The organism is Pseudidiomarina marina (assembly GCF_003987045.1).
Taxonomy (GTDB): Bacteria; Pseudomonadota; Gammaproteobacteria; order Enterobacterales; family Alteromonadaceae; genus Pseudidiomarina; species Pseudidiomarina marina.
In genome coordinates this window covers 21,941-45,719 of the sequence record NZ_PIPZ01000002.1, presented here as the reverse complement: position 1 = coordinate 45,719, position 23,779 = coordinate 21,941, and the positions used below count along the sequence as shown (strand labels likewise).

Sequence of the window (23,779 nt, the reverse complement as noted above, 5' to 3'; positions counted from 1 at the left end):
CCAATAGCTAATAGCTAATATCGTTTTTGGAGTTAAAAATGGAAACTGAAGAACAACAAGTCGAACGAATTAAACAGTTTTGGAACGAACACGGCAAAGGCATCGTTGCCGGCCTCGTGGTAGGTTTTGCGCTTTTCTACGGCTGGCGTTACTACGACGCGCAAGTGCGCGCCGACCAAGAAGCCGCTTCTGAAAAGTTCGAGAGCATTTTAGTGCAACTCGAAGCTGACCAAGAAAATAGCACAGCCGCAGCGCAAGAGTTTGTGAGCTCAAGTACCAGCACCTATGCCATGTTAGCTGCACTTGAACTCGCCAAACACGCCGTAGACAACAACGACTTAGCAACTGCAGTCAGTGCGTTGCAAACCGTACGCGATAACGCACAACCAGCATTGCGCGCTGTTGCAGATATTCGTCAAGCTCGCGTCTTGCTCGCACAAGAGCAGTACGACGCCGCATTAGCGGCAGCCCAAGCAGCTGAATCAGTTGAAGCTTTCAAAGCACAAGCCGCCGAATTAAAAGGCGATATCTTGTTAGCCAAAGGTGACAACGCTGGCGCACGTGCCGCATATCAAGCCGCTCTCGACGCTGGTGCGCAAGGCATCGCCGAGATCAAACTCAACAGCATTGTGGCGGGTTCATGAAACAAGTAAAAACCTTAGGTCTAGCAGCGCTTGCAACCCTATTTGTCAGCGGTTGTTCGCTATTTAGTACCGAAGAGATCACCTACAAAGAGTTGCAACCATTTGATGCACAAATTAACCCGCGCGTCGTTTGGGACTCAAGTGTCGGCGATGGTATCGATAACTATTTCTCACACTTAAATCCAGTGGTGGTGGGCGACAGCATTATCGCCGCTGATCGTCGCGGTGTGGTCGAGGCGTTCAACCGTGAAACCGGCGACAGCTTGTGGCGCATTGATTTACGCAACGTTTTAGATTTAGAGAAGAGCTCATGGTGGAGCGCAGGTGAACCGATGCGTATCGCAGGCGGTTTATCAGCACTCAATGGTGTGGTTTATCTCGGCAGTGAAAACGGTGATGTGGTCGCCATGAATGCCGCTGACGGTAGCGTCAAATGGCATCAAGTTGTGCGCTCTGAAATCATGTCTGATCCGGCCATCGGCGGTGGTTTTGTGGTGGTGAAAGGTTCGACGGGTGAAGTCATCGCATTGAATGAAGAAACCGGCGAAGAGTTGTGGAAGCACACCTCCGAAACCCCTCCATTGTCACTGCGTGGCACGTCGTCGCCTGTTTACGAACAAGGCGGTATTTTCGTAGGCACCTCGACCGGTAAAGTGATTGTATTAATTGCTGAAAATGGTCAACCCGCTTGGGAAGCGCGCTTAGCAATTCCGAGTGGTACCACGGAATTACAACGTCTTGTTGATGTCGATTCACGTCCAGTTCTTGCTGGTCGTTTCGTCTACAACGTGGCGTACAATGGTGCGTTAGCGGCCATTGAAGCCAACACCGGTGAAATCGCATGGCGTCGAGATTACTCGTCCTATCAAAACGTCTTGTTTGCCGGCGGTCGTTTGTTTGTTACCGATGCGGATGACGCTATTTCAGCGTTAGATGCCCAAGGTGGTGTCGAAATGTGGTCGAATAATGACTACACCGGCCGTAACGTTACGGCGCCAGTGCGTTTTGGTGACTACATTGTGGTCGGCGATCGATTCGGCTATCTGCATTTTATTAATTTACTGAGCGGCGTAACCGAAGGCCGTTTAGAAGTGGGTGAAGACGTGTACACAGCACCGATTGTGGTCGGCGATACCCTTTATGTTCAGTTACGCGACGGCAGTTTACTCGCGGTAAGGATTTAACGTTATATGTTACCCGTAGTTGCCCTGGTAGGGCGCCCAAATGTGGGCAAATCAACCTTATTTAATCGGCTTACCCGTACTCGGGACGCCTTGGTTGCAGACTTTCCTGGCTTAACGCGAGACAGAAAATACGGCCAGGCCAACTACGACGGTTACCAATTTATTGTCATCGACACCGCAGGTGTTCATGGTGACGAAGAAGGTATCGATGCTGAAATGGCATCACAGTCATTGCGCGCTATTGATGAAGCAGACGTGGTGCTATTCATGGTTGACGCACGTGACGGTATCACGGCGGCTGACATGGGCATTGCGACGCATTTGCGCCGTCTTGGCAAAAAGGCCTACGTGGTTGCTAACAAAATCGATGGCATTGACGCCAATGCTGCTCGCGCCGACTTTTTCGAACTCGGTTTAGGTGATGTGCATGGCATTGCTGCTGCACACGGTCGTGGCGTTGAGCAACTCCTACAGGAATGCTTTGATCCGCTGCTGGATGAATATCCGGACGTGCGCGTGCGCAACGCCGGCTCCGACGACGTGGCGGTCAACCTCGACGACGACGGCAATCCAATTGATTCTGATGGTAATATCGTCGAACCCGACGAAGACGGCAACGTTTACGACGCCGACGGTAATATTGTCGATGCCGATGGCAATATCATCGATCACGAAGGTAATATCATTGGCCAGTTGGGCGACCGCAGTCACGACGAAATCGACTACGATGCACTGCCATTAAAACTCGCCATTGTCGGCCGTCCGAACGTGGGCAAGTCAACACTGACCAACCGCATTCTTGGTGAAGAACGGGTAGTGGTATACGACATGCCAGGCACCACCCGTGACTCAATTTATATTCCGATGGAGCGTGAAGGCCGCCAATATATCTTAATCGATACCGCCGGTGTACGCCGTCGTGGCCGTATTGACGAGACCGTTGAAAAGTTCTCAGTAATTAAAACCTTGCAGGCGATTGAAGACGCAAACGTAGTTATCGCTGTGATCGACGCGCGCGAAACCGTCTCTGATCAAGACTTAAACTTGATTGGCTTCGCCCTGAACGCTGGCCGCTCAATCGTGATTGCCGTCAATAAATGGGATGGCTTGTCGCATGATCACCGTGAAGAAATCAAGCGTGAACTCGACCGTCGCCTAGGCTTCGTCGATTTTGCCCGCGTGCATTTTATCTCGGCACTACACGGTAGTGGCGTCGGTAACTTGTTCGAATCGGTACTTGAAGCTTATGCCTCAGCATCGGCGCGTGTTGGCACCGCCAAATTAACGCGTATTTTGGAAACCGCAGTGGAAGATCATCAACCACCATTGGTGAGCGGACGCCGCGTCAAACTCAAGTACGCCCACGCCGGCGGCTACAACCCGCCACGCGTCATCATTCACGGCAACCAAGTTGACTCGCTACCAGGCTCGTACAAACGCTATCTGATGAATTACTTCCGTAAATCATTAGGCGTGATGGGCACCCCCATCAAAATCGAGTTCCGCGAGTCCGTCAACCCATACGCCGGTCGCAAAAACCAGCTCACGCTCTCGCAAACCCGCAAGCGCAAGCGCCTCATGAAGTTCCTAAAGAAGAAAAAGTAGCCCGAATAGCATACATAGAACCCCTGAGTTTTGTGGACTATGTATGTGTTACCCATCTTTAAAACATGTGTTCAGTTGCATCAAAAAAGTTACATTTAGAGGGGCTATTTTTGTAACTTTTTTGATGCAACTGAACACTCAAAAAAAATAGGGTTGCCATAGTAACGGGAGTAAATTTACTGTTACTTGGGATGCTGGGGAGGTTGGTGATGCGGCGACTTTCGCAGGATACTGGGAATATTCGGAACGCCGACACGGCGAGCGCGTGACTCTAACGGTTTTTGAATTTGATGAGCTCGCGGCGTTCTTTTTTGTCGGGTTTGTGATCGGGGTGAGGGTTATACAACGCATTCATTTTGCGTAGCTCGGCCTCTTTTTCGCGGCGTGCGATGGAGTCGGCCGTTTCACGGTAAAGTTCTTGGGCTAACGGTGCACTCAGACGATTTTCACTTAAGCCTAAAACTTCGACTTCGTAGATATCATGGCCGCGTGGTGCTTTGACAATTTGCCCGATGGTAATAGTCTTTGAAGGTTTGCAACGCTGGCCATCAACGGACACTTTACCCGCTTGCACGACTTGGCGCGCAAGCGAACGCGTTTTATAAAAGCGTGCAGCCCAAAGCCATTTGTCGATACGTACGGCGTCCATGGGTCAGACGAGGTCCTGCTCGGTGAAGCGGTACTGGGTTTGGCAGTAGTCGCAGGTCATGACAACGGCACCTTCTTCGGCGAGAATCTCGCGCAGTTCTTCCGGTGACACAGACGCTAGGGCTTCCAATGTGCCCTCGCGTGAACAGCCGCACTTGAAGCTCACCGGTTGCGCAGGGTACAGCTCAACGTGCTCTTCGTGATACAAGCGATGCAGCACTTGTTCGCCTGGCAAGGTGAATAGCTCTGCCGCCGTAATGGTGTCGGTGAGGTGTTCAAGATGCTCAAACGCCTCTAACGTGGTACCAGCGGCAGGCATCACCTGCAACATCATGCCCGCAGCATGTTCACCATCGGCATGCAGCCAAATGCGCGTACGCAATTGCTCCGATTGCAAGAAGTAATCTTCCACAACCCCAGCAATCGAAACATTATCCGCACTCACCACACCCTGATAACGCTCGCCTTCAAGCGGGGTTAAGGTAATCACCATCACGGCTTTAGCGCCCATCAAGGTACGCAAGTCGTTCATGTCGTCAGCGATGTCTGCTCGAACGCGCGCAATGCCGCGTAGCTCTTGATGATGCGAGCCATTCACCGCCACGAAATTGACCGGGCCACTGCCTTGAACTTGAATCGAAATTTGCCCTTCAAACTTCAACGTTGCCGTTAACAACGACGTGGCCGCCATTAATTCACCCAACAAACGTTGAACTGGCGCCGGGTAATCGTGTCCTAGAATCATGCGTTGATAACTGGTGCTCAATTGAACCAGTTCGCCACGCACGTCTTGCTCTAAAAACGTATAGCGCAACAGTTTATCGGTCGGGTAATGGGTATCGTTTTTGCTCATGGTAATTATGCGTCTGTCATACTTGTGTAAAAAAGTGGCGGCAGTATAGCAGAATCCTCGAATTTGATCTGTTCTCTTGTGTATAGTAGGGCTAGAATGACCAAAAGGCACAAATGCCACATAATTATAACGAAAGCGTAGTATTAACCCATGCAGATACAGAACTCGCACGTCAACGCATTGATTACTGCGGTTTGCGCAGTAGCCGCAGTATGGTTTGGCGCGCAACTAACCTGGCAGCTTATTACGCCAGCTAGCGAGGTACCTTCGGGGCCGCTTCAAATCACCACACAAAGTGCTGAGTCGTCGTACTCGGCGCGCTCTATTGTGGCGCTCGATTTATTCGGTGCCGCAAGCGCTGGAACGCCCCAAGCGTCGTCGAATGCGCCGAAAACTTCGTTGAACATTCGCTTATTAGGCGTCTCGGCATCGAATGTGCCGGAGCGCTCGGCTGCCATTATTGAGCGTAGCGGCAAGCAAGAAGTGTACGTGATGGGCGACAAGCTTGAAGGCACACAGGTGACGATTAAAGAAATCTACGCCGACCGCGTGATTCTCGACAATAACGGTCGCCTTGAAACCCTCGAACTCGAAGGCATTGGTGAGTTGAGCGAAGGGCTGTCGCTCACCATGGCAAACATGACCAGCGATGTCCGCACCTCCAGTCGCGCCGTGCGTGAAGGTGGCTCTAGCCCGCGTCGCGATGACACCGACTCACAAATAACAGCCGCCGACGTGAATCCTGAAAGCCTTCTCGAGTTTATTCAAATTACCCCAGTGCGCGGTGGTGACGGTATTCGTGGTTACCGCTTAAGCGCTGGCAAAAATCCAGAATTATTCCGCCAAGCCGGCTTTCGTGACGGCGATTTAGCGGTGGCGATTAATGGCCAAGATTTAACCAATATAAGTACCGCGATGAAAATTACCAGCGAGCTGGGTGATATGACACAAGCCACGGTTACCGTGCTGCGCGGCAATGAATCGGTCGACTTGCAACTCGATATTCGAGACCTTCCTAGTGAAGTTGTGCAAGACCAAGATCAAAGGAATTAAGGGACAAGTATGCGTAAAACCTCATTGGCATTGGCCATCACACTCGGCGCCGCGCTCTCGGGAACCTTCCACGATGTTAGCGCGCAGCAATCACGCCAAGCGACGCAGCAGCAACGCCAAACCGCCGACGAGCCGGTTGAATACGCCGCCAGCTTTAAGAACACGGACATCACCGAATTTATTCAGGTGGTGGGGCGCAACCTAGGCCGTACCATCATTATTGACCCAGACGTGCGCGGTCGCATTGATGTGCGCAGCTACGATGTGATGAACGAAAGCCAGTACTGGCAGTTCTTCTTAAACGTGTTGGACGTATACGGTTTCGCAACCATTGAAATGGAATCGGGCGTGATTAAAGTCATGCGCGATAAAGACGCCCGCAACGGCGCCATTCCGGTGGTCGATGACAACTCATTGGGTGGCGACACACTGGTGACGCGTGTTGTACCTGTGGCGAACGTCAGCGTGCGTGAATTGGCACCGCTATTACGCTTGCTGAATGATCAAAGTGGCGGCGGCAACGTGGTGAGCTATGACCCGTCAAACGTGATCATGATTACCGGTCGCAGCGAAACTGTGCAGCGACTCGTCGAAATTATTGAGCGCGTGGACCGCGCCGGTGACCAAGATGTCACCGTGGTCAAATTGGAATATGCCTCGGCATCAGAAGTGGTGCGCATTGCGTTAAGTTTGTTTGAGAAAGCCAACGACGGCACACCACCGTTATTGATTCCAAAAATTGTGGCCGATGAGCGCACCAACAGTGTCGTCATTAGTGGCGAGCCGCGTGCACGCGATCGCGTGATCAAACTCATCAATCAGCTTGACCAAGATTTAAAAAGTGAAGGCAACACGCGTGTTTATTATCTCAAATACGCTAAAGCCGAAGAGTTAGTGGAAGTATTGCAGGGCGTGAGCCAGAGTTTGCAGGCTGAAAAAGAGTCTGCTTCGGCGGCAGCAGGCACAACAGCCGCAGCGCGCCGTTCGAGCGCTTCAAGCGGTGAAATTTCAATTAGCGCGCATGATGCATCGAACTCACTGGTGATTACTGCCGCCCCCGATTTATTGACGAGTTTAGAAAGCGTCATTCGTCAGCTCGATATTCGTCGTGCACAGGTGCACGTTGAAGCGATTATTGTTGAAATTATGGAAGGCGATGGCGTCGATTTCGGCCTGCAATGGATTAGCGAAGACGGCGGCATGGTGCAATATAACAACGGTCGTCAGGCGCCAATCGGTCAGATTGCAGCAGGTGCGTATTTAGCGCGTGAGCAGCCGGGTACCGAAACCACTACTGTGGTTGATGGTAATTTTGTGACCACCCGTGAACCCGACCGTCCAGGCGATGTGTCGCTATTGGCGCAGGTTTTGCAAAACGTCAACGGCATGATGGTTGGCGTGGTGAAAAACGACTGGGGTGCGATTTTGCAAGCGGTCACTACCAACACTAACTCGAACATTTTGGCGACGCCGTCAATTATGACCGTGGATAACGAAGAAGCTTCGTTCTTGGTGGGGCAGTCGGTGCCGACCATCACTGGCGCAACCACCGGTTCAAACAACGATAACCCGTTCCAAACCGTAGAACGTGAAGACGTGGGTATTAAATTGAAAGTCACCCCGCAAATTAACGAAGGCAGCGGCGTGCAGTTGGTAATTGAGCAGGAAGTGTCGAGCATTAGTGGCGCGACGGCAGTGGATATCACCATCAACAAACGTGAACTGAAAACCGTGGTGATGGCGGACGATGGGCAAACGATTGTGCTCGGCGGTTTGATTGACGAAGACGTACAAGAATCGGAATCAAAGGTTCCAATTTTGGGTGACATTCCGTTCTTAGGTCATTTGTTTAAGAGCACCTCAACCTCGCGTCAAAAGCGTAATTTGATGGTGTTTTTACGCCCAACCATTGTGCGCGATGGTACTTCAGCAACGCAGATTTCGTCGCGCAAATACAACTACATTCGCGCCGAACAAATCAAAGCGGACGAAGATGGCATCTCGTTGATGCCGCTGACTGACCAGCCGGTGTTACCAGAGTGGGATGGCCCGTTGACGTTGCCACCGTCATTCGAGAAATACATGGAAGAAGAGAAAAAGGGCAGTGGCAATGACTGATATCGCGAATGTGGCCGCGCAAGTGGCACCGCGACGGTTGCCATTTGCGTTTGCGAAACGCCACGGCGTGGTAGTGGCGTACGCCGGTGCCTCGGATGATGGCGCCGCAAATGATGCCGTGGTGCATGCGCGCCATGGCGTGAGCCCGCAAGCCTTGCTTGAAGTGCGCCGCGTTTTGGGTGCCCCGTTCGTATTGCAAGAGCACAGTGCCGACGAATTCGAAGCCATTTTAACGCAAGCCTATCAACGCGACTCGTCCGAAGCGAAGCAGTTGATGGAAGACATTGGCAACGAAAGTAACCTATTTTCGCTCGCCGATGAGTTGCCGCAAACCGAAGACCTACTGGAAAGCGAAGACGACGCGCCAATTATCAAACTGATTAACGCCATGCTTTCAGAAGCCATCAAAGAAGGCGCTTCTGATATTCACATTGAAACCTTTGAAAAAGATCTGTTGGTGCGGTTTCGCATCGACGGCGTGTTGCGTGAAGTGATTCGCCCGAACCGCAAGCTGAGTTCGTTGCTGGTGTCGCGCATTAAGGTTATGGCACAGTTGGACATCGCTGAGAAAAGAGTGCCGCAAGATGGGCGCATCAGCTTGCTGATTGCCGGTCGCGCGGTTGATGTGCGGGTATCCACCATGCCATCGAACCACGGCGAGCGCGTGGTGCTGCGTTTGCTCGATAAGAACAACGCACGTTTGAACCTTGAACAACTTGGCATGACCGAAGCCAATCGCCGTATTTTCTCGCAACTGATTAAAAAGCCGCATGGCATCATTTTGGTGACCGGCCCGACGGGCTCCGGTAAATCCACCACCTTGTATGCTGGCTTGATGGAAATTAACTCGCGCGACCGTAATATTTTGACGGTGGAAGACCCGATTGAGTATTCTATCGAAGGCATCGGGCAGATGCAGGTGAATCCGAAGGTGAACATGACGTTTGCCCGCGGTTTACGTGCCATTTTGCGCCAAGACCCTGATGTGGTGATGGTGGGTGAGATCCGTGACGTTGAAACCGCACAAATTGGTGTGCAGGCGTCATTGACTGGTCACTTGGTGCTATCTACGTTGCACACCAACACCGCCGCTGGCGCAATTACCCGTTTAGAAGATATGGGCGTCGAGCCGTTTTTATTATCGTCGTCGTTATTGGGTGTGCTGGCACAGCGCTTGGTGCGTACCTTGTGCGATGACTGCAAAGAACCGTATCAGGCATCTGCTGACGAGCTGTCGTATGTTGCCGACGCTGCCGTGGATGGCGGTGCGCAATTGTATCGTGCCGTTGGCTGTGAGAAATGTAACCACACCGGCTATCGCGGCCGTACCGGTATTCATGAATTATTAGTGGTGGATGAGCGCGTACGTGAACTCATTCACAACGGTCACGGCGAGCAAGCCATTGAAAAATATGTGCGTGCGTTGGCACCGTCCATTCGTGATGACGGTTTGGCGAAAGTCATTGCCGGCGTCACCACCTTAGAAGAAGTGCTGCGCGTGACGCGCGAGGAGTAACCGGTGGCAGCGTATGCATTTCAGGCGTTAAACGCCAGCGGCCGCAAAACCAAAGGCGTCATTGAAGCGGACACCGAACGCCAAGTGCGCGCGCAGTTGCGCGAGCAGGGGCTGATACCTGTTGCTGTCGAATTGGCAGAGGAGGGGGGGAGCAGTCCCAGCTCCGGAGCAGGGTCTGCACCCCTCCTCAAGCGCTTGCAAACCCGCGGTGTTGGCGCTGCCGATTTAGCGTTGATTACCCGTCAGCTGGCTACGTTAGTTGCGGCTGCGCTGCCGATTGAACAAGCCTTGTTTGCCGTATCGGAGCAAACCGACAAGCCGCGCCTGCAGAAGTTGATCATGGCCGTACGCTCAAAAGTGGTGGAAGGCTATTCGTTGGCCGAAGCCATGGCAGAGTATCCGCACGTATTCGATAAATTATTCACCGCGATGGTGGCTGCGGGCGAGCGCTCAGGTCATTTGGATGAAGTGTTAAGCCGCCTCGCAGACTACACCGAGCAACGCAACCGGTTGAAAGGCCAATTGGTGCAGGCGTTGGTGTATCCAACCATTTTGACGCTCGTTGCCATTGGCGTGATCATTTTCTTGTTAGTGAGTGTGGTGCCACAAATTGTCGAGCAATTTAGCGGCTTGGACCAAGACTTACCGCCAACCACCACGTTCTTACTCGCTGTCAGTCAATTCTTACAAAATTATGGCCTATTTTTGCTGGGGATAATTTTAGTGGGGTTAGTGGTTGGCGCACAACTATTACGAAAACCATCGCGACGCGACAAATTCGATGCCTGGGTATTGAAAGTGCCCCTATTTGGGCGCGTGATTAAAGGCGTGAATACCGCCCGTTTTGCCCGCACGTTAAGTATTTTGTCGGCGTCGGCAGTGCCGTTGCTCGATGGCTTACGAATTACCGGCCGTGTGCTGACGAATCGTGCGATGCAAATTGCCGTGGAAGATGCCTGTGACCGGGTGCGGGAAGGCTCATCGCTGCGCGCCGCGCTAGCACAAACGAAATTATTTCCGCCAATGATGCTGCATATGATTGCCGCCGGCGAAAAATCAGGCGAACTCGAGCAGTTACTCGGCCGCGCCGCCGATAACCAAGACCGCGATTTCGAAACCACCATGAACGTCGCACTCAAAATATTTGAGCCAGCACTGATCGTTGTCATGGCGGGCGTGGTCTTACTCATCGTGCTCGCCATCATTCAACCAATACTTGAGCTCAACCAAAGCGTAGGACTTTAAGGGAACACCATGAAAAAACAATCCGCATTCAGCCTTATCGAAGTAATGGTCGTTATCGCCATTCTCGGCTTACTCGCGTCATTAATTTTGCCAAACGTGCTCGGCTCAGCTGACCAAGCCAACCGCCAAAAAGCGCGCACCGATATCATCGCGCTCGAAAACGCCTTGGCGCAATATCGCCTCGATAACGGCAGCTTTCCAACCACCGAACAAGGCCTCGAAGCTCTAACCGAAGAGCCAAACGTTGACCCGCGCCCACGTAACTACCGTCGCGGCGGCTACATTCAACGTTTACCAGCCGACCCATGGGGCAACGAATACCTGTTATTAAGCCCAGGTGAATTCGGCGATATCGACATCTTCTCTGCCGGCCCTGACGGTCAAACCGGCACTGACGACGACATCGGCAACTGGAACATCGAGTAACCCGTCGTTCCACGACGGGTGGCCGAAGGCCGCTAATGATGCTACCCACGAATCATGCCGCTAATCGCAGAAGCCGAACGAGTCACCAAGGCTTCACCCTCGTCGAAGTCATGGTCACCATGGCGGTTATCGGCATGCTGGCGCTCACCGTCAGCTTTGTCGTACCCGACAGCAAGGACGACGAAACTGCCGATAACGCGCGGGTATTGTACGAACGCATCCGTTATGCGCGTGAGTACGCCCTAGTGCGCCACGCCATTCTCGGCTTACGGATTGACGATGCCAACACGTATCGTTTTTTAGAGTTTTCTGACGGACGCTGGCAAAATCTTACCCACCGAGGCTTGCGGCAAACCGAACTCAGTACCGATATTGAGTTGTCGGTTGAAGCTGGCGATCTCGAACTCTTGCAACAAGACGACACCGATTTAAACGACGTATTCGCGGTGGACGATGACGATCTCGGCACGCGTTCCGATGACGATGAACCGCCGAGTGAACCCACACCCCAATTATTTATTTTTGGTAGCGGCGATCTCCCACCGTTTGAATTATTTGTTCGCAACGTGGGTCTTGTTGGCGAACCCGTCAGTTGGCGTATCGCCAGCACCGATGGCATCGATATCGAACTCAAACGTGATCTGGGGCGTGACGACTGATGTATAGAAATAGCCGCGGATTCACCCTGGTTGAAGTGATGTTTGCGCTGGGCATTTTCGCCTTAGCAGCACTCGCTGCCGTGGCCGCCACCAGTCAACACTTAAACGACTTAAACTACATGCAAGACAAGTCGATGGCGCAATATGCGGCAGCGAATGCGATGGCGCGTGTGAGTCTTGAGTATCCACCGAAAAACGGCGCAAGCGGCACGGAATTGGTCGGTTCGCGCCAGTGGTATTGGCGCTCGCAAGTGGTTAAAACCCAAACCGACGATGTGTTTTATGTCACGGTACGTGTGTTCGCCGAGCAGCCCAATTCGCCTGACGCCACCGATGGCTCGTTGGTGACGTTGAGCCGATACTTAGGCCCTGACGCCGAATCTAATGATGACGGTGCGCGCCCATGATGCAGCAGCGCCGCGGTTTTACTCTCGTAGAAGTGTTGGTCACGGTTGTGATCATGGCGGTGATTGGATTGGCGTCCGCATCGGTGATTAATGCCATTATGCGCACCAGCGAACAGAGTGAAACCGCTATCGCACGGCTCGAAAAGCTCCAGTACAGTATGCTGATTTTAGAGCAAGATATTCGCCAAATTGTCGCGCGAGATAATCCTACCGGGCGTTATATTTTCATCGAGGAAGGACGCTTGGGTTTTGTTCGCTCGGGTTGGTTTAATCCGCTTGGCCTATTTCCGCGCAGTGAGTTGCAGCCTGTCGCCTATTTGGTGCGCGAAGGTAACCTGGTACGTGAGCATTTCAACTTTGTTGATGTGACCGAATCGTCAGAGCCGAAATCGCGCGTGGTGCTTGAAGGCGTCACCGCCTTCACCGCCAAACCGCTTAAGAGGGGTGCAGTCCAAGGACAGACCCCCACCTCGCGTGACAACAACGACATTGAAGGTTTACCGCCAGCGCTCGAAATTACCATTGAAACGGAAAGCTGGGGCACCATTACACGGGTGTTTTTGATTAATGACGGAGGTTTAAATGAACAACCGTCGCCGTAATCTGCAAGCATGCGCTGCCCAGCCGCAACGCCAGCGCGGTGTGGCATTACTCATGGTGCTACTAGTTGTCGCGCTGGTCTCGGTCATGGCCGTCACGCTAAGTGGGCGCTTACAAACCACGGTGTTGCGAACTGCCAACTTTCAACAAGCCGAACAAGCCTATTGGTATTGGTTGAGCGCGGAAGAAATTGTACGAGAATTGCTGCAGCGCGAAATCAGCGAAAGTGACGGTGTCGTGCACCAGCAACAAATGTGGTATCAGCAAACCAAGAGCGGCAGCATCTACCCGGTTGATGGTGGCGCCATTAAAGGCGAGATACAAGATTTGCAGAGTTGCTTTAATCTGAACGCGTTGCGGGTTGAAGACGGGGTCAGCTCCGGCTCCGGAGCAGGGACTGCACCCCCTTCAACTGCGCCGCAAGGCAACCAAAGCGGTACCAACACCGGTACCAACACCGGTACCACGGGCAACAATGCTAACACCGGTGCGAACACAGGTACCAATACCGGTGGCTCACTGGCTCCTGACGTTTTACGCGAACGCCGCAAAGCGCAGCTCCGCATGCTGTTTATGGCGGCAGACGAAAATATAGAGTCGTATGCGGTGGATGTGATTGTCGATTCGCTCGCCGATTGGCTCGATAGCGATGACAACATTGATGGCAGTTATGGTGCCGAGTCGGTCGATTACCAAAGCTTGCAGTTTCCGTATCGCGCCGCAAACAGTTGGCTGGTTCACGTGAGTGAATTACGCCTTGTTCGCGGTGTGACAGCGCGTATTTATCAGCAGATAAAACCGTACGTTTGTGTGATTCCGCGTGATAACACATTGAAATTAAATATAAATACCGTGAGCAAAGAGCAGCCTGCGCTGTTGCATGCGGTGACTGTCGGTGCGATGTCGATGGGCGATGCCGCGAGCTACTTGGCGTCGCGTCGTGAAAGTGGCTATGAAAGTATGGACGATGCGCGTAATAATGGGGCAATCAATGATGCCGCAACGCGCGGCGTACAACCTAAATTTGTCGGTAACGTGCCACCAAACGGCGTGACCGCACAAACCATCGGTGGCGCACTTGACGATTTAGATGTGAAAAGTAAGTATTTCCAATTAAACGCAAAAATTGGCTACGGTGACCTGACCATGGCAACTGAGAGCCAGTTTTTAATCACCAGCGAGACCGCAGAAGTTTTGTATCGCGGCGCAGGAGAACCCTAGATTATGGAACAACTATTTATCCGCTTGAGCTCGGCTGAGCGCGAGCCGCTGCACTGGCTGATTTGGAGCCCAGCGCAAAGCGAATTGATTGCAAGCGGAACGCTGAATGATTTGTCTGAGTTAAGCCAACTGACCGATCACGCGCGTAGCCGCGAGGTGATTTGTTATGCGCCGGGTACCGATGTGTTGCTCACGCAAGTAGAGCTGCCAAGCAGCGCCATTCGCATGCTGCCGCAGGTGGTGCCGAACGCTTTGGAAGATGAATTGGCGCAGGATATCGCCGAGTTGCACTTCGCATGGCCGCCGGCGAAGAAGGGGGGTGCAGTCCTTGGACTGCACGTTGCTGTTGTTGCTCGCGATGCCATGCAGACATGGCTGTCGGCGCTTGAGCATGCGGACATCTCCTGCGACGAAATTTACCCGGATATTTTTATGGTGCCAGCACCGCCGACAAAACCAGAAGAGGAGGGTGCAGACCCTGCTCCGGAGCAAGGACTGCACCCCACCTCGCTCACCCTAGGCGACACAGTGATTGTGCGCACAGGGCAATACACCGGCTTCACCACGGACACTGCATTAGCGCCGGTGGTCACCGAGGGCATGCAGTTGCAGGCGGTGGAGCAGATGGACATCGAGGTGCCATTGAGCGTGGTGGCAACCACTTATAACGCGCGCAAATCAACGCCGCCAATGATCAATCTACGTCAGCAAGATTTCCGCGTGCAGCACAAAAAGCGGAAAGGCGTGAAAGCAAGCACTTACAAACCAGCAGCTATCGCGGCTGGCGTATTGCTGGCTGTGGCGTATAGCTCGCAGATCATTGAGTATGTGCAACTCGGCAGTCAAAGCGCGCAACTTGAGCAAGCCATTGAGCAAACCTACCGTGATGCGTTTCCGAATGAGAAGCGCATTGTGAATGTGCGCTCGCAATTGAATCGCCATCTTGAAAGCTTGGGCATGCAAGGCACCAAGTCATCGCCGCTTGAGTTATTGGCGCATTTAGAAGGTGCGTTTCAAGCCAATCGCGACATCAGACTTGAGCTGATTCGATATGATGACAAGACCCTGCGCATGCAAGTCACCGCCACGAGTTTCGCAAGCTTAGAGAATTTCCGTAAAGTAGCGAATCAAGGTGGCCAAGTGATTGTGGAGCAGGGGCCTGTGAATAACCAAAGCGGTGCAGTCAGCGGCGCATTAACTGTGAAGAAGGATGTGTAATGGCGAGTTTATTGCAACAGTTGATGCAACGTGTTCCGGGTTTAGAAGCGCGCGTGAATCAAATGAACCAGCGCGAAAAGCTGCTCGTGAGCGTCGCCGCGGTGTTACTGGTGATCACCCTGGCGTATTTCATTGCGTGGAAGCCGTTAGCCGATGGCATTGCCGAGCGTGAAACGAAAGTTGCTGCGCAGCAAGAGTTGTTGCAGTGGGTGCGCGAAAATACCGGCCGCTATTTGTCACAACAAGGTGGGGTGCAGTCCAAGGACAGCACCCCCACCTCAGCCATGAGCGGCAGTATGAGCGAGCGTGTGACGCGTCTCGCAACCGCTGCCAAAATTGAAGTCACCCGCATGCAGCCGCAGTCCGACAGCTTAGTGGTGGTCATCGACCAAGTGCCTTTTAATGCATTGCTGCAATTCATCGAAAACCTCGAAACCGAGGCCGGTTTAGTTATCGAACACCTCGATGCAACCGAAGGCGGTGAGCCTGGCATCGTTCGCGTCCGTCGCTTGCAGGTGGCCGAATGATGTCGTGGCGTTGGTTGTTGTGGTTAATTCCGTTGTATTTGATTGCGTTGGTGGCACTAACGCCAGCTTCAGTGATTAAGTGGGGGGCAGGCCTAGCTCCGGAGCAGGGACTGCACGTCTCCTCCACCGCAGGTACGATATGGAACGGGCGCGCGAACGTTAGCGCGAAGTTACCAACAGGTGGCACGTTGATTCTGGAAGATGTGCAATGGCGATTGAATCCGTGGAAGTTATTCATGGCAGAAGCTGAAATTGCACTTGATATTCCGTCGAAGAATTATCTGTACGGCACCGCGACCATCAACGCGAGCATGTCGCAGGCTCAGCTCAAAGGTAATCTCCAAGGTTCAATGCAGCCGGCGATCCAACAACTGAAACTGCCCGTACCCATCACCATGGCTGGCAACTTCGAACTTGATATCACTGACTATCAAGTTTCTGATTTTAACAGCGGAAAGATATGTGATGCGTTAGCTGCTACAATCAATGCGCAGCGCACTGAAATGCGCATCAACCAGCAATGGCATGAGTTGGGCGACTATTTAGCGACGCTTTCATGCAACGCTCAAAACGGCATTAATGTTGTGATTGACGATAATAACGTTGTTGGTTTGCGATTAAACGCACAAGTTAACGGGCGTATTGATGCGCCGCAAGTCAGCTTAACCGGCAGCATGAAACCAACGTTGCAAACGCCACAGCCAATCTCAGAGCTGTTAGTTTTCATCGGAAAACCGGACGCTCAAGGCCGATACAACTTTAAATGGTAAAAAGGAGTACTTATGGAACAAGTAATGACTTGGATTAGCGAAAACCAAGAGCTAATTCTTAGCTACACTGTGAAATTCATCGTCGCAATTATCATCTTAATTGTCGGTAAGATTGTGGCGAACTCAGTTGCCAAAATAATGGGCAAAGGCATGGAAAAGCGCGGCACCGATAAAGCCGTGATTAGCTTCCTTGGCGCCATTGTTCGTTCGGTTATTTTCATTGCTGCCGTGCTGATGGCATTGTCGCAAGTTGGCGTTGAAACCACCTCGTTTATTGCCATTTTAGGTGCCGCCGGCTTGGCGATTGGCTTGTCATTGCAAGGCTCGCTGTCAAACATGGCGTCTGGCGTGCTGATTATCTTGTTCCGTCCGTTCCGTGCCGGTGAGTACGTTGATGCGGGTGGCGTTTCGGGTACCGTTGAAGAAGTAAACATCTTCCAAACCATCCTGAAAACACCAGACAACAAAGTGGTATTCGTGCCAAACGCGCAGATTACCGGCTCACCAATTACGAACTACAATCGCGAGGATACGCGCCGCGTCGATCTGCTCATTGGCGTGTCATACGACGCCGACTTGCACAAAACCAAAGAAGTGCTTGAAAGTGTATTGAAAGCAGATGAACGCTTATTGAAAGATCCAGCTTGGAACATTCAAGTTCATGCACTGAATAGTTCTTCAGTCGACTTTATCGTCCGTCCTTGGGTGAAAAGCACTGACTATTGGGCGGTGTATTGGGACTTGATGCGCGAAATTAAAATTGCGCTTGATAAGAACGATATTGGCATTCCTTACCCACAAATGGATGTGCATCTGCACAAGTAAATTCTGAGCAAAAGAAGGGTGCAGTCCTTGGACTGCACCCCACCTCTCGCCTATGCTGAAAGCAGGACTTCAACAAAAGGAAGAGAGCAATGAAACCTTTCGTAACAAAAATGTCAGTTGCTGCGGTAGCAATCGCCGCATTAACAACAACCGCGCAAGCGCAACAAACGCTACAACAGCCTAGCTTCGACAAGCTCGGCGTCAGCTATATCAACTACGACCTCGAAGGCGAAACCTTGAACGGCGCCGGCCTGCAGTTTAACCGCCACATTAATCAAGACTGGTTCTTCGACGTAAATTACATCTATGCCACCGACGATTACACCGTTAGCGGCGTTGACGTCGATGCCACCGCAAACACGCTGTACGGCAACCTTGCCTTCAAGTTCTATCAAATGAATAACATGGTGGCCTACGCCAGCGCTGGCTTGGTGTACAGCGAAATTGACGTCGACAGCGGTGTTGGTAGCTTCAACGAAGACGACACCGGTTGGAACGCACAAATTGGTATGCGCACCCGTATCACCGACGTTTTTGAAGTCGACGCAAACGTACGTCACGTCGATATCTACGACGACAGCGACCAAGAATGGAGCATTAGCGGCCAGTACTACATCACTAATGAATTCAGCTTAGGCCTTGGTTACACACTTGTTGACTCCGATAACAGCTACGTCGCGCTAAGCGGCAACTTCCACTTCTGATAAAGAGGGTGCAGTCCTTGGACTGCACCCCACCTCTCATTTACAATTTTCACCTTTACAGACCTCTAACTACCTGATAGATTTACAAGTGATCACTCACATAGACGTGAGCTGATTGGCCAATCAAAGAAGTAAGGAAGAGGAAATATTATGAAAACTTTATCAGCATTATTTGCTGCTGCACTTATGGCGTTAGCGCCAACTGCAATGGCATCTGGTCAAGCTGGTGGCGCTGATGCATCTGGTTCAGGTGCAGCATTCTCTACTGGCGCAATGGTAGCCGCTGGTGTTGCTGGCGTAGCTGTTTTAGTTGTTGCAACTGACGATGACGACGATTACGTCATGCCAGAAAACAACGACAACGACGACGATGATGACGACGATAACGGCAACGGTACCGTTACTTCAACTAGCACAACTACCTCAACTGTAGGTATGTAATCTAGTTTGAAGTAAACATAAAAGTCGCAAGCGCAAGCTTGCGGCTTTTTTATTTTGTGAAGGTGATAATTATGTTAATATCGCCGGAATAAATAGAACACAAAAGCCCCAGCAAACAGAACCCAAAACAAAATCATGAAAGCCAAACAAATCTTTTACATCCAAGTCATCATTTTGGCTCTCATCAGCACGCTGATTAGTGGCTGTAGCGCTCGCCTCCAAAATTATCAAGAAATTGTCACCGAACTCTTCAGCACACCGGAAGACGTGACGCTCAGCCAGCAAGAAATTGAAGAATTCCCGTACGCCGGTAGCTACATTCAAGTTGATAAGCGACCGCGCGCATTTATGGCATTGGCATTCGATGATAATGGCGTACTTAAATGGCGCACCGGCGGTGAAGAAATTATCCACACCAAGCACGGTCGAATTACCGCGACCAATAATATGAGCGGCGCTATCGCACATACCAGTAACTTGAAAAACGACCCCCTGCAGTGTTTCCGTGTGGCTATTATTGATGACAACGATCTCGAGGCCTGCCCAACAACCTGGCAGCGTGAGATCTGGGTCACCACCGCTACGCCAGAAAAAATCGAAGATCAGGCGTACACCTATACCTCTGAATTTAAAGTAGGCGCTACCGAGCAAGTCAGTTTGGCTAACGGCAGCGAGCACCAAGTCATCAAAATTGAAGAACGCGTAAGCACTGGCACAAGCGACCACCACATCACCAACACTTTCTACATCAGCACCGACAACGGTCGCATTGTGAAGTCGCACCAGCTCATCGCGCCCCAAAGTAACTCCGAAAGTACCTTCGCAACCATTGAAGAAGTGAAGCCGTACACCCTAGAAAAAGTGAAGAATAACGGATGATCACGCGCACTCTTAAACTCACAGCCATCGCATTCGCTGTAGCAACGGCTGCAACAAGCGCTTATGCCCAGAACCAACAAGTAACGGTCGCCGTCAAAATTCAAGGCCCAGAAAAGACCCCAGAGTTGCAATTTGCCGGCAGCCCGCGTCTACACCAGGTGTACGAGAACGCGCAAATTAAACCAGAAGAAATCTTCTGGCCGGGCGTGCGTCTTGTCAGCGCAGAAAAGCACAATGAGATCATTCAAAAGCAAAAGCAGCTTACCCAGCAACTCTACAAACTCGAACGCTACTTTCAGCAAGAAGGCCAACGTAGTTATGCGCAACTAGCCAACCGCATCGCCAGCCAAATCTCAAATTGGCCGGTAGTGGGCGCTGAGCCAATTGGTCGTGGCCATGTTGAGCAGGGTCCGAAAGATGTCACGCTAGGCGTCGATATCAACAAAAAGAGCAGCCTTACCAGCTATTACGACGAAGCGCGCCTCAACATCAATGCGAACCCGCAGCTACCGCAGGGCTCCAAAGAGCAGCCGGCGCGGTATCAGTTGCTCATGCCAACAATCGAGAAACACCAAACAAAGCACCTGCAAGTAATTGGCGCTGTGTGGATGCCGTTCACCATGAGCTACCACCCGCATTTCACCGCACGTGAAACCGCGCACAAAGAGAACTTCAAGCAGCGCCTTGAAGCGATCACGCATAAAGACAAAGTGCTACAAGTAACCGCTCAAGGCGACATTCAAGAAATCGCAATCGATCCATATAACGCTCACAGCCAGAAATTTTCAGCTGGCGCAAAAATACTAGCGTTGTTCAACACCAAAAAACTGCCAAAAGAATTCAAAAACATAAACACGCAAATGGCAGAGCTGGCGAAATACTGGAACCCATTGCAGCCAACTCTGCAAGAAACCAGTCATTTCACTACGCTGGGCAAGTACACCCAAAGCGAAAAAGAGCAGCAGCCACCAATGCTTATCTTCGGCGAAGCGGACAAGAAGCCACGCCCAAGCACGAGTGATTATGGCAGCGTGGGTCTGTTGCAAATGCCAAGTGGACGTCATGCCGAACAGGGTGAATTTAGTTTTACCTATTCCGATCAGGAAGAGTACCGTCGTTGGGCATTGAATCTACAACTGTTTCCGTGGTTAGAAGCAACACTGCGATACAACGATATTCGTACCCGCAAGTATAGCCAATTCGAAGAGTTCTCAGGCGATCAAACCTATAAAGACCGCGGTGTCGATTTAAAACTTCGTCTTACCGAAGAAACGCGCTGGATACCCGAAACCAGTGTGGGTATTCGAGACCTTGCTGGTACCGGTTTATTTGCTGGTGAGTACGTAGCTGCCAGCAAGCGTTTAGGTAACTTTGATTTTACTGCGGGTATCGGCTGGGGCTACCTCGGTAAAAATAACAACATTAACAATCCGTTTTGCGAACTCACCGACGAATTCTGCAATCGCACAGGTGGTTTCAGCGGCCGAGGTGGAAGCTTTGAAGTGGATAAATGGTTCAAAGGCAACACCGCCTGGTTCGCGGGGCTTGAATACCAAACGCCGTGGGATCCGCTTAGCATCAAAGTTGAATACGACAGTAACAACTATAAAAATGAGCCGTCGACTGTTGCTATGCCGCAAGACTCACGTTGGAACTACGGCTTAGAGTATGATCTCGGCAATAACATGAGCCTGAAAGCCAGCTACGAACGCGGCAACACCATCATGTTTGGTTTTACTCTGCGCACCAACTTGGCGAATGCAAAACAGCCAAAAATAGATAGCCATCGGAAGCGCCCACCAGCGCCACCGCGGCTGCAAAGTGTCGAACAGCTCAAGCAACAAGATGAGCTCAATAAACTACGCACAACAATGAACGCTGAAGCGAGCACGTGGGTACGTGAGTTGGCGCTTAGCGAAGACGAGCAAACGCTCACGTTATATGGTAGCCAATATCGCTATCGAGACAGTGAACTTGGCCTTGAAAAAATCAGCCGCATACTCGCAACCGAAGTACCTGATTCCATTAAAACGTATCAGTTCATTGATCAATCAGGCACCATGAACTTGGCACAAAACAACATTGATGCTGAGATATTCAAAGACGCCATGGGCCGCCGAACTATCAATGCCACCACGCAGCAGGCATACAGCCGTAGCGAGGTGACCGATAATCCAGGCGACATGATTTACAAGAAAGATTTTGAGTTCGCCGATCTACCAACGGTGAGCATGAAGCCATACCTAGACCAAAGCTTTGGCGGGCCAGAAGACTTTTATTTGTATCAGCTCGGCGTTGATGCGCGCGTGCGTTACTCATTAAGCCGTAACACGTTCGTCGCCGGTACCGCCAGTTTACGCGTTATCGATAACTACGATAAGTTCAATTACACAACCGGCACGGAAACCGGTGCATTGCCGCGCGTACGTACCTATGTACGTGAATATGTGACAGGCAGCGATGTGTTCTTGCGCAACCTGCAAGTAATCCATCGTCGCCAGCTAGCCGACAATTGGTTCGCCGCGGGTTACGTCGGGTACCAAGAACAAATGTTTGGTGGCTTTGGTGGCGAATTGCTTTATCGTGAATTAGACAGTAATTGGGCGGTGGGCTTAGATATTAACTATGCCAAGCAACGTGACTGGGAAAACCACTTCGGTTTCCGTGATTATGACGTGATTACCGGCCATTTAACCGGTTACTGGCGTCCGAACTTTATGCCAAATAGCTTGGTGCGTGTAGCAGCAGGTCAATTCTTAGCCGGTGACCGTGGTGCGCTCGTCGCATTTGATCACAAGTTCGACAGCGGCATCATTGTCGGTGCCTATGCAGCGAAAACCAATGTCTCAGCGGAAGAATATGGTGAAGGTAGCTTCACCAAAGGGTTCTATATCAGCATTCCGTTTGACATACTGCAGCTACGTTATAGCCCGGGCCGCGGCACAATCGGCTGGAGTCCATTGACACGCGATGGCGGCCAAATGCTAGGTCGCGAATTTAGTCTGTTTGGCGCAACCGATAAACGTAGCCCGTATTACGTTGATTAAGAGGGAATTTAAATGGCAAAAGTAGTTGTCGCCGGCACCGGATACGTTGGCCTGTCAAATGCCGTCTTACTTGCGCAGCACAACCAAGTGCATGCGCTCGATATTGTGCAAGAAAAAGTTGACCTGATTAACGCAGGCAAAAGCCCCATTGAAGATAAAGAAATCAGCGCGTTTTTAGCCGAAAAAGAACTCAATTTAACGGCGACAACTGACCCAAGCGTCTATGCAGAAGCCGAGTGGGTAATCATTGCGACGCCAACCGATTACGATGCACAAACCAACTACTTCAACACGCGTTCGGTCGAGGCCGTAATTGAAACCGTACTGCAGCATAACCCGCAAGCAGTGATGGTAATTAAATCAACCATTCCAGTGGGCTACACCAACGAACTCAGAGCAAAATTCAAAACCGACAATATTATATTCTCGCCAGAGTTCTTGCGTGAAGGGAAAGCGTTGCACGACAACTTGTATCCGTCGCGCATTATTGTTGGTGAGCGCTCACCACGCGCTGAGGCTTTTGCCACTATGCTGAAGCAAGGAGCCATCAAGCAAGACGTACCGGTGTTATTCACCGATGCCACTGAAGCCGAAGCCATTAAACTATTCGCGAATACCTTCTTAGCCATGCGCGTGGCGTACTTTAACGAGCTCGACACCTACTCAGCGGTGCACGGCTTAGATAGCCGTCAAGTCATTGAAGGCGTATGCTTAGATCCGCGCATTGGTAACCATTACAATAACCCGAGTTTCGGCTATGGTGGTTACTGCTTACCGAAAGACACCAAGCAGTTACTGGCAAACTACGATGAAGTGCCGCAGAATATGATTCGTGCCGTGGTAGATGCCAACCGCACGCGCAAAGACTTTATTGCCGAAGATATTCTGCGCCGCAGCCCGAAAGTTGTTGGTGTATACCGATTGGTAATGAAGCAAGGCTCAGACAACTTCCGTGCTTCGGCGGTGCAGGGCGTGATGAAACGCCTGAAAGCCAAAGGCATTGAAGTGGTAGTGTACGAACCGGTATTAAAAGAAGAATCATTTTTTAACTCGCGTGTGATTCGTGACTTAGACGAGTTTAAGCGGGTGAGCGATGTGATTGTGAGTAATCGCCACCAAGACGTGCTTAGCGATGTTGCGGATAAAGTGTATACGCGTGATTTGTTTGGTAGTGACTAATCCACTATAA

The 23,779-nt window shown here is 51.4% G+C and carries 23 protein-coding genes; 21 read left to right on the top strand and 2 right to left on the bottom strand.

Annotation, left to right across the window (positions count from 1 at the left end; translation table 11 throughout):
- Positions 1-38 precede the first annotated feature (38 nt).
- Genes CWI76_RS05835 through der form a run of 3 tightly spaced genes read left to right on the top strand, consistent with a single transcriptional unit; the run spans position 39 to position 3,433 of the window.
- On the top strand, positions 39-644 hold the full coding sequence (locus CWI76_RS05835; RefSeq protein WP_126759431.1) for a YfgM family protein: 606 nt from the start codon (positions 39-41) through the stop codon (positions 642-644).
- A complete protein-coding gene (bamB, locus tag CWI76_RS05830) occupies positions 641-1,828 on the top strand; it encodes an outer membrane protein assembly factor BamB (RefSeq protein ID WP_126759430.1) in 1,188 nt (395 codons plus the stop codon). Before CWI76_RS05835 ends, bamB begins: the two co-directional genes overlap by 4 nt.
- 6 nt (positions 1,829-1,834) lie before the next feature.
- Entirely contained in the window at positions 1,835-3,433 is a 1,599-nt protein-coding gene (gene der, locus CWI76_RS05825) for a ribosome biogenesis GTPase Der (protein ID WP_126759429.1), read from the top strand.
- 271 nt (positions 3,434-3,704) lie between these two features.
- Here der and CWI76_RS05820 read toward each other — a convergent pair whose 3' ends face one another.
- Together CWI76_RS05820 and hslO are read right to left on the bottom strand one after the other, a co-directional pair.
- Positions 3,705-4,082 carry an RNA-binding S4 domain-containing protein gene (locus tag CWI76_RS05820; RefSeq protein WP_126759428.1) on the bottom strand — a complete coding sequence of 126 codons (378 nt, stop codon included), beginning with the start codon at positions 4,080-4,082 and terminating at the stop codon, positions 3,705-3,707.
- A 3-nt stretch (positions 4,083-4,085) separates the two neighbouring features.
- Positions 4,086-4,934: an Hsp33 family molecular chaperone HslO gene (gene hslO / locus CWI76_RS05815; RefSeq protein WP_126759427.1), complete on the bottom strand. Its 849-nt coding sequence runs from the start codon at positions 4,932-4,934 to the stop codon at positions 4,086-4,088.
- 150 nt (positions 4,935-5,084) lie between these two features.
- Between hslO and gspC the strand changes: the two genes are divergently transcribed.
- The 18 genes from gspC to CWI76_RS05725 all read left to right on the top strand — a co-directional run bounded on the left by gspC (position 5,085) and on the right by CWI76_RS05725 (position 23,769).
- Positions 5,085-5,987, top strand: a complete 903-nt coding sequence (gspC, locus tag CWI76_RS05810; RefSeq protein ID WP_126759426.1) for a type II secretion system protein GspC — start codon at positions 5,085-5,087, stop codon at positions 5,985-5,987.
- 9 nt (positions 5,988-5,996) lie between these two features.
- Positions 5,997-8,105, top strand: coding sequence for a type II secretion system secretin GspD (gspD, locus tag CWI76_RS05805; RefSeq protein ID WP_126759425.1), 2,109 nt, complete (start codon positions 5,997-5,999; stop codon positions 8,103-8,105).
- Positions 8,098-9,621, top strand: a complete 1,524-nt coding sequence (gspE, locus tag CWI76_RS05800; RefSeq protein WP_126759424.1) for a type II secretion system ATPase GspE — start codon at positions 8,098-8,100, stop codon at positions 9,619-9,621. The genes gspD and gspE overlap by 8 nt, the downstream gene beginning before the upstream one ends.
- A gap of 3 nt (positions 9,622-9,624) precedes the next feature.
- Positions 9,625-10,866 carry a type II secretion system inner membrane protein GspF gene (gene gspF, locus CWI76_RS05795; protein ID WP_126759423.1) on the top strand — a complete coding sequence of 414 codons (1,242 nt, stop codon included), beginning with the start codon at positions 9,625-9,627 and terminating at the stop codon, positions 10,864-10,866.
- A 9-nt stretch (positions 10,867-10,875) separates the two neighbouring features.
- On the top strand, positions 10,876-11,292 hold the full coding sequence (gspG, locus tag CWI76_RS05790; RefSeq protein ID WP_126759422.1) for a type II secretion system major pseudopilin GspG: 417 nt from the start codon (positions 10,876-10,878) through the stop codon (positions 11,290-11,292).
- 35 nt (positions 11,293-11,327) lie between these two features.
- Positions 11,328-11,951, top strand: a complete 624-nt coding sequence (locus CWI76_RS05785) for a prepilin-type N-terminal cleavage/methylation domain-containing protein (protein ID WP_126759421.1) — start codon at positions 11,328-11,330, stop codon at positions 11,949-11,951.
- A complete protein-coding gene (gspI, locus tag CWI76_RS05780) occupies positions 11,951-12,358 on the top strand; it encodes a type II secretion system minor pseudopilin GspI (RefSeq protein ID WP_126759420.1) in 408 nt (135 codons plus the stop codon). The genes CWI76_RS05785 and gspI overlap by 1 nt, the downstream gene beginning before the upstream one ends.
- On the top strand, positions 12,355-12,960 hold the full coding sequence (gene gspJ, locus CWI76_RS05775) for a type II secretion system minor pseudopilin GspJ (protein ID WP_126759419.1): 606 nt from the start codon (positions 12,355-12,357) through the stop codon (positions 12,958-12,960). The genes gspI and gspJ overlap by 4 nt, the downstream gene beginning before the upstream one ends.
- Positions 12,941-14,179, top strand: a complete 1,239-nt coding sequence (gene gspK, locus CWI76_RS05770; protein WP_126759418.1) for a type II secretion system minor pseudopilin GspK — start codon at positions 12,941-12,943, stop codon at positions 14,177-14,179. The genes gspJ and gspK overlap by 20 nt, the downstream gene beginning before the upstream one ends.
- 3 nt (positions 14,180-14,182) lie before the next feature.
- On the top strand, positions 14,183-15,397 hold the full coding sequence (gene gspL / locus CWI76_RS05765; protein ID WP_126759417.1) for a type II secretion system protein GspL: 1,215 nt from the start codon (positions 14,183-14,185) through the stop codon (positions 15,395-15,397).
- A complete protein-coding gene (gspM, locus tag CWI76_RS05760) occupies positions 15,397-15,924 on the top strand; it encodes a type II secretion system protein GspM (protein ID WP_126759416.1) in 528 nt (175 codons plus the stop codon). The genes gspL and gspM overlap by 1 nt, the downstream gene beginning before the upstream one ends.
- Positions 15,921-16,694 (top strand): type II secretion system protein N, encoded by a 774-nt coding sequence (locus CWI76_RS05755; RefSeq protein ID WP_126759415.1) that lies wholly within the window; start codon positions 15,921-15,923, stop codon positions 16,692-16,694. The genes gspM and CWI76_RS05755 overlap by 4 nt, the downstream gene beginning before the upstream one ends.
- Positions 16,695-16,706: 12 nt before the next feature.
- Positions 16,707-17,519: a mechanosensitive ion channel domain-containing protein gene (locus CWI76_RS05750; protein WP_126759414.1), complete on the top strand. Its 813-nt coding sequence runs from the start codon at positions 16,707-16,709 to the stop codon at positions 17,517-17,519.
- Between the two features lie 89 nt (positions 17,520-17,608).
- Positions 17,609-18,223, top strand: coding sequence for an outer membrane beta-barrel protein (locus CWI76_RS05745; protein ID WP_126759413.1), 615 nt, complete (start codon positions 17,609-17,611; stop codon positions 18,221-18,223).
- 150 nt (positions 18,224-18,373) lie between these two features.
- Entirely contained in the window at positions 18,374-18,664 is a 291-nt protein-coding gene (locus CWI76_RS05740) for a hypothetical protein (protein WP_126759412.1), read from the top strand.
- 135 nt (positions 18,665-18,799) lie between these two features.
- The gene (locus CWI76_RS05735) at positions 18,800-19,543 is read left to right on the top strand and encodes a YjbF family lipoprotein (RefSeq protein WP_126759411.1); all 744 of its coding nucleotides are present in this window, start codon (positions 18,800-18,802) and stop codon (positions 19,541-19,543) included.
- Positions 19,540-22,590 carry a YjbH domain-containing protein gene (locus CWI76_RS05730; protein WP_126759410.1) on the top strand — a complete coding sequence of 1,017 codons (3,051 nt, stop codon included), beginning with the start codon at positions 19,540-19,542 and terminating at the stop codon, positions 22,588-22,590. The genes CWI76_RS05735 and CWI76_RS05730 overlap by 4 nt, the downstream gene beginning before the upstream one ends.
- 12 nt (positions 22,591-22,602) lie before the next feature.
- A complete protein-coding gene (locus CWI76_RS05725; protein ID WP_126759409.1) occupies positions 22,603-23,769 on the top strand; it encodes a nucleotide sugar dehydrogenase in 1,167 nt (388 codons plus the stop codon).
- Positions 23,770-23,779 lie beyond the last annotated feature (10 nt).